The organism is Azospirillaceae bacterium (genome assembly GCA_028283825.1).
Lineage (GTDB): Bacteria > Pseudomonadota > Alphaproteobacteria > Azospirillales > Azospirillaceae > Nitrospirillum.
The window spans coordinates 1,798,603-1,804,109 of record JAPWJW010000001.1 but is presented as its reverse complement, the minus strand read 5'-3'; the positions used below and the strand labels follow the sequence as shown (position 1 = coordinate 1,804,109).

Here is a 5,507-nt window from a genome sequence, read left to right as displayed (position 1 = left end):
GACCCCGATCCCCCATCCTGAACCCGGTCCTGCAACCTGGACCGGGTGTCCAGCCATCCCTGACGGCTGCCCACACGCCTCGACACGCGCCGAACCCTTGCCCGGACGCACCTAACCATTCGGGTAACATTATCATTGGTCGTTTGCATCAACATAATAGACTCATAGTCGTCTGGTATAGCTTTGGCCTTAACACTCATAGTCATTTTGAGCACTTCTCACTTATATAATTAACTCGTTAACCTGAATTTCGCTCTATGGTGTGCCGTATTTTGCGAAGTCTTCTTTATGTAATGCACACAGATAAAGATAGTGTGTAGCAATCTATGGCCAATTTTTCAGAGATATACTTATAAGATTGGCCGTGGGTTTATTTAGGTAAAACGCAATGGAAGCGACCTGTTGCGGATTTCATCGCCGCCGGGCCGGAAAAAGACCTGCAACCGCAAGGCGGTTTTGCTGGGCGATGCCGCACCGCGGCACGGCCACCGCCAGGCGGACAATCTTATTTTCCGGGGTTGGCATGCGCGGCCGCCGGGGCGGGGCCGGCGAACCGGAAAATGGACCGGGCCGTGCTATCGGCCGCAGCCCTTTTCCCGGGGGACTCCACCGGCGGATGATGGGTTGGCAGGTCATTGCCGCCTTGAAAGACTGCTGGCACGCCCCATATCACCATCCACATGGATGGTATGTAGATGGTGATGAGATGGCGGATAACGTGCGTGCCCTGGGCCCCAAGATGCCCGACAGCGAGAAGATCACCATCAATCTGGGCTTCGTGGACCTTGGCCATATCGACCTGCTGGTCCAGGAAGGGTTTTACTCCAACCGCACCGACTTCATCCGCACCGCCATCCGCAACCAGATCGAACGTCACGGCGACGCGGTGCGGCAGGCGGTGACACGCAAGAGTGTCGATCTCGGCCTGCGCTACATCAGCCGCCGGGACCTGGAGGCGGCGCTGGACGCGGGCGAGAGGCTGGATATCCGCGTGCTGGGGCTGGCCAGCATCGGCCTGGACGTCACGCCCGAACTGGCCCGCGCCGCCATCGCCGCGCTGACCGTGCTGGGTGGCCTGCACGCCAGCGCCGCCGTCAAGGCGGCCCTCGCCGACCGGATCCGATAGGCCGGTCCCGCCTCACCAACCTCTTTTTCCGGAACCAGGGAAAGCGCCGACATGAAATTCAAACCTCTTGAAGGCATGGCCCAGGCGGCCCGTCTCACCGGTGCCGGCAAGCTGGCCGAGGCGACGGCCCTCATCCAGCAGATGCTGCACGGCGGCAAGGCGGCACCAACGCCGGCCGCCGACCCCACCGTCATCGACGGCACCTTCACCGTCGTGGACCCCGAATCTCCGCCAGCACCCCCGCACGCATCCCCGTTCGTGTCCCCGTTCCCGGCGGGCCGTACCGGTCTGGGCGAGACCTTGCGCCGTCTGGCGGCCCGTGCCGTGCCGGGCGGCCTGGCCGATGGCGCGTTCCGGCCGGCCCCGCCGCCGGTGCCGGAGGGGGCGTCCTTCACCACCGCGTCCTACAGCGGGGCGGCGGGGACGCGGGCCTATAAGCTTTACGTGCCCGCCCGTCGCAGCAGCGGCCGGCCGCTGCCCCTGATCGTCATGCTGCACGGCTGCACCCAGTCGCCCGACGACTTTGCCGCCGGGACCCGGATGAACCAGGCGGCGGAGGAGCACGGCTTCCTCGTCGCCTATCCGGAACAGCCCAATTCCGCCAACCCCAACAAATGCTGGAACTGGTTCAATCCGCAGGACCAGCGCCGTGACGGGGGCGAACCGGCGCTGATCGCCGGCATCACCCGCCGCGTCATGGAAGAACATTCGGTGGACCCGGCCCGAATCTATGTCGCCGGCCTGTCGGCGGGCGGTGCCGCCGCCGTCATCATGGGCGCCGCCTATCCCGACCTCTATGCCGCGGTGGGCGCGCATTCCGGCCTGCCCCTGGGGGCGGCGCGCGACGTGCCCTCCGCCTTCGCCGCCATGCGCAAGGGGGCGGCGGGGCAGGGCGGGGGCGGGGTCCCGACCATCATCTTCCACGGCGACCAGGACGCCACCGTCCACCCCGGCAATGGCGACGCGATCGCCGCCCAGGCCGTGGCATCCGCCCCCGGACTGCGGTCAAGCACGCGGCGCGGACAGGCGCCCGGCGGGCCGGCCTACACCCGCACCGTCCACGTCGATGCAGCCGGCCGGGCGGTGTGTGAGCACTGGACCCTCCACGGCGCCGGCCACGCCTGGGCCGGGGGCAGCCCGTCGGGCTCCTACACCGATCCGTCGGGGCCCGACGCGACGCGTGAGATGGTGCGCTTTTTCCTGGAACATCAGCGCGCCGGGGCGGGGTGAGGGGGCGGGGCGCCGATTCCCAGAAGCACCGTGCGCGTCAACGTTTCCACCAGATCGCCCGGCCAGGCGCGATCCGGATCCGCCAGCAGGAACAGCGAATGGAGGAACAACGGGCCGGCGACGACCATGGCGGCCACGTCCGTCGGAATGTCGGACACCTCTTTGCGGGCCCGGGCGCGCCCGATCACGGTTCGGATCTGCTCGATGCGCGGGGCCAGCAACTGCGTCCGGTAGATGGCGAGCAGGTCGGGGTGGTCGCTGATCTCCCCCATCGTGCGCATCAGGAACCTCGCCCTGGCCCTTGCCCCCTCTGAATGGATGGTGGCGGCGAACAGGGCGCGGATATCGGCTTCCAGGCTGCCATGGTCTTCGGGAACGCCGCTTTCACTCAACAGCCGCAGGGCATCGGCGGCGGCCTCGAGTTTCGACGGCCATCGCCGATAGAGGGAGACTTTGCTGACATCCGCGCGGTTGGCGATGGATTCCATGCTCATCGCGTGAAAGCCTTTCGTGACGAACTCATCCCGGGCCGCCTCGACCAGCGCCTTGTCGACCGAAGCACTGCGCGGCCGCCCCCGGGGCGGTTTCGAAGGTTCGTTGCTCATCGGCGGATCGCCATGCCCGTCAGAATCCCCTCCGCTTCCTTTCGCGCGTCGCCGCCTTGGATATGGTGGGCGAACACGGTGGCGACATTGTCGCCGATATCATGTGCAGGCAGTTCATCCGGGTGGTTTACCGCCGTGTCGAGCCAGCCGAAGACCAGGGCCTGCATGGCGGCAAGCGCGCCGACCTGGCAATGGGTCGCCGCCCAGCCCTCATCGAAGCCGAAGAGTTGCAGTGAAACCGGGCCGGGAAGCCCGGCGATGAACCGCAGCGCGCTCAGGGCCACCGTCTCATCGCTCTGTGCCGCCTCCGCCTCGCCATAGAGGACCAGCATGGGGCAAGCGATGCGTGGCGCCAGTTCGCCGACATGATAGGGCCTCCATGCATCGATGATGGCATGGGGTTTTGTGACCCCCAGCATCCAGCGGAAATGATTGGCCATGCCGTGAAGCTGCGGGCTCAGTTTCTCCAGTCCGGAAAAAACCGCGTCGAATATCCCGACGGGCGCCTTTTGCAGCACGCGCGGCCAGACGGCATGCCAGGCCTCGTAAACATCGACGACCAGGCCCTGACAGACACACGCCCGTATCCGCCCCTCGAAGGCCACGGCGCGCGCCGCCAGCAAGGAACCAAGCGAGGGACCGAATAGGGCGATCCGCTTACGGTCGACGCCGTCTCGGCCGGTGAGGTAGTCGATGGCGGCCTTCACCGGGACCTCGTAATCGGGCCGCAGATACAGCCCCGGGTTCAACTGAAGCGCGCTCCACTGGCCCGGCCCCTCCAGCACCAGGCAATTCCAGCCCCGCGCCGCCGCGGCGAACCCCAGCCAATGGGTCATCTCCTCACCGGTGGAATCGCCGCCGTTGAGGACCAGCAAGGTGGGATGCGGTGCCGCTTGATCGCCCTCGGCGGGGATGAAGTATGCCGGCAGGCGGGCATCGCCGAACGGGATGGACAGGGTTTCGATGGGCCGGGGGAAAAGCGCTGCGGCCTGGTGGAAGCAGTGGCGGCTGAGCGTCAGATAATCCGTGAGGCGCTTGTCGGTATGGGGCAACGAAAATAGGGCGCAGCGATAGTAGTTGCTTGCCCGAAGATAGGCCTGGCGGCCGGTGACCGCTTGCCCCGAGCGGATCGCCGCTTCCGCCGCCTGTCGGCGGCGATCCGCGAGGAGTGCCCATTCGCGCACCCAGCTTTCCGGATCATTGGCCTTGATGCGGCCAAGGGCCAGAAAGCACTCGTTGACCTCGGCACCCCCGGTGCCCGCGACCATGAGCGTCCGCATGAAATTGAATTCGGCGGTGCCGATGTCCATGGCCTTTTTGCTGAAGTCGAGCTTCATGGCCCCCTCCTGCCGCCCCGCCGGCATATTTAATGAACGCTACCGTTCATTAAATATCCGCTGGAGCGTGGCGCCCGTCAAGGCGAAGGGCGGCGTCGCAAACGCTTGACCTACCGCAGCACCCGGCTGCCGGCCCGGCCAGGACGTTCGGACTTGATCGAAGGAATATCTGAGTGGGGCAAAAGAAAACCCCCCGGAACCTTGCGGTTCCGGGGGGCTCTATTGGCTCCCAGGGAGGGACTCGAACCCCCGACCCGGTGGTTAACAGCCACCTGCTCTACCGGCTGAGCTACCTGGGATCAGCGCGCCTGCTTCGTTTTCGTTTGACCGATCAGTCAGCGGCGCTGCGGTGGGCGGTGATATAGCAAAGCGTTTTTGGGATTGGAACCCCTTTGTTTGGCGAAATGGAAAAAAAATGACGGTTCCACATAACGCCTTGATCTAGGGGGTTTTCCGCGGGTGCTGCCAGATATGGTGGATGGGGGGTATCCGTCATCGGCGCTTTTGCCTTATCCCTGGCGTAACGCCGTCGGTCGCCAGGAAGTTCCAAGCATGTCCCGTGAAGCCCCGCCCCCGTCCGCCCTCGTGAACCCCTGGACCGTGCTGAGCCGGGAACTGAAGTATGAGACGCCGTGGATGCGCGTCTGGCACCACGACGTGCTGCGCCCCGATGGCGGCCCCGGCCTCTATGGCACGGTGGAACTCAGCACCGTGGCCGTGGGCGTCCTGCCGGTGGCGGAGAACGGCGACACCTGGCTGGTGGGACAGTGGCGCTTCGCCATCGGCCATTACAGCTGGGAGATGGTGGAGGGCGGCATTCCCCTGGCCGGCCCCAAGGCGGTGGGGCCGCTGGCGGGCGCGCAGGATGAATTGCGGGAAGAGGCGGGCTTGCGCGCCGAACAGTGGCTGGAGATCCAGCGGCTGGACATGTCCAACAGCATGACCAACGAGCACGCCCACCTGTACCTGGCCTGGGGCCTGTCGCCCGTGCCCGTGGCGCCGGACGACACCGAACAGCTGGTCATCCGTCGCCTGCCGCTGAAGGACGCGCTGGCCATGGCGCTGTCGGGTGAAATCCAGGACGCGATGACGGTGGCGGCCCTGCTGCGCGTACGTCTGATGCACCTGGAAGGCACGTTGCCGCCCGACCTGGCGCCCCTGGTGGCCGCCGGGTTCGTGGCTTAAGCGGGGGCAAAACATGCAAGCCTG

Annotated in this window: 5 protein-coding genes and 1 tRNA gene; 3 read left to right on the top strand and 3 right to left on the bottom strand. The window is 65.9% G+C overall.

Annotation, left to right across the window (positions count from 1 at the left end):
- Positions 1 to 706: 706 nt before the first annotated feature.
- Both PW843_07425 and PW843_07420 read left to right on the top strand, forming a co-directional pair.
- Complete coding sequence (locus tag PW843_07425; GenBank protein ID MDE1146439.1) at positions 707 to 1,126, top strand: CopG family transcriptional regulator; 420 nt, start codon at positions 707 to 709, stop codon at positions 1,124 to 1,126.
- Positions 1,127 to 1,177: 51 nt separating this feature from the next.
- Positions 1,178 to 2,356, top strand: coding sequence for a PHB depolymerase family esterase (locus PW843_07420; GenBank protein MDE1146438.1), 1,179 nt, complete (start codon positions 1,178 to 1,180; stop codon positions 2,354 to 2,356).
- On the opposite strand, the gene PW843_07415 is transcribed toward PW843_07420, so the two are convergent.
- The 3 genes from PW843_07415 to PW843_07405 all read right to left on the bottom strand — a co-directional run bounded on the left by PW843_07415 (position 2,335) and on the right by PW843_07405 (position 4,597).
- Entirely contained in the window at positions 2,335 to 2,961 is a 627-nt protein-coding gene (locus PW843_07415) for a TetR/AcrR family transcriptional regulator (protein ID MDE1146437.1), read from the bottom strand. The two genes, PW843_07420 and PW843_07415, sit on opposite strands and share 22 nt — an antisense overlap.
- Positions 2,958 to 4,298 carry an alpha/beta hydrolase gene (locus PW843_07410; GenBank protein MDE1146436.1) on the bottom strand — a complete coding sequence of 447 codons (1,341 nt, stop codon included), beginning with the start codon at positions 4,296 to 4,298 and terminating at the stop codon, positions 2,958 to 2,960. The genes PW843_07415 and PW843_07410 overlap by 4 nt, the downstream gene beginning before the upstream one ends.
- 223 nt (positions 4,299 to 4,521) lie before the next feature.
- Positions 4,522 to 4,597 (bottom strand) — tRNA-Asn (locus PW843_07405).
- A 253-nt stretch (positions 4,598 to 4,850) separates the two neighbouring features.
- Between PW843_07405 and PW843_07400 the strand changes: the two genes are divergently transcribed.
- On the top strand, positions 4,851 to 5,483 hold the full coding sequence (locus tag PW843_07400; protein ID MDE1146435.1) for an NUDIX hydrolase: 633 nt from the start codon (positions 4,851 to 4,853) through the stop codon (positions 5,481 to 5,483).
- The last annotated feature ends 24 nt before the right edge of the window (positions 5,484 to 5,507 follow it).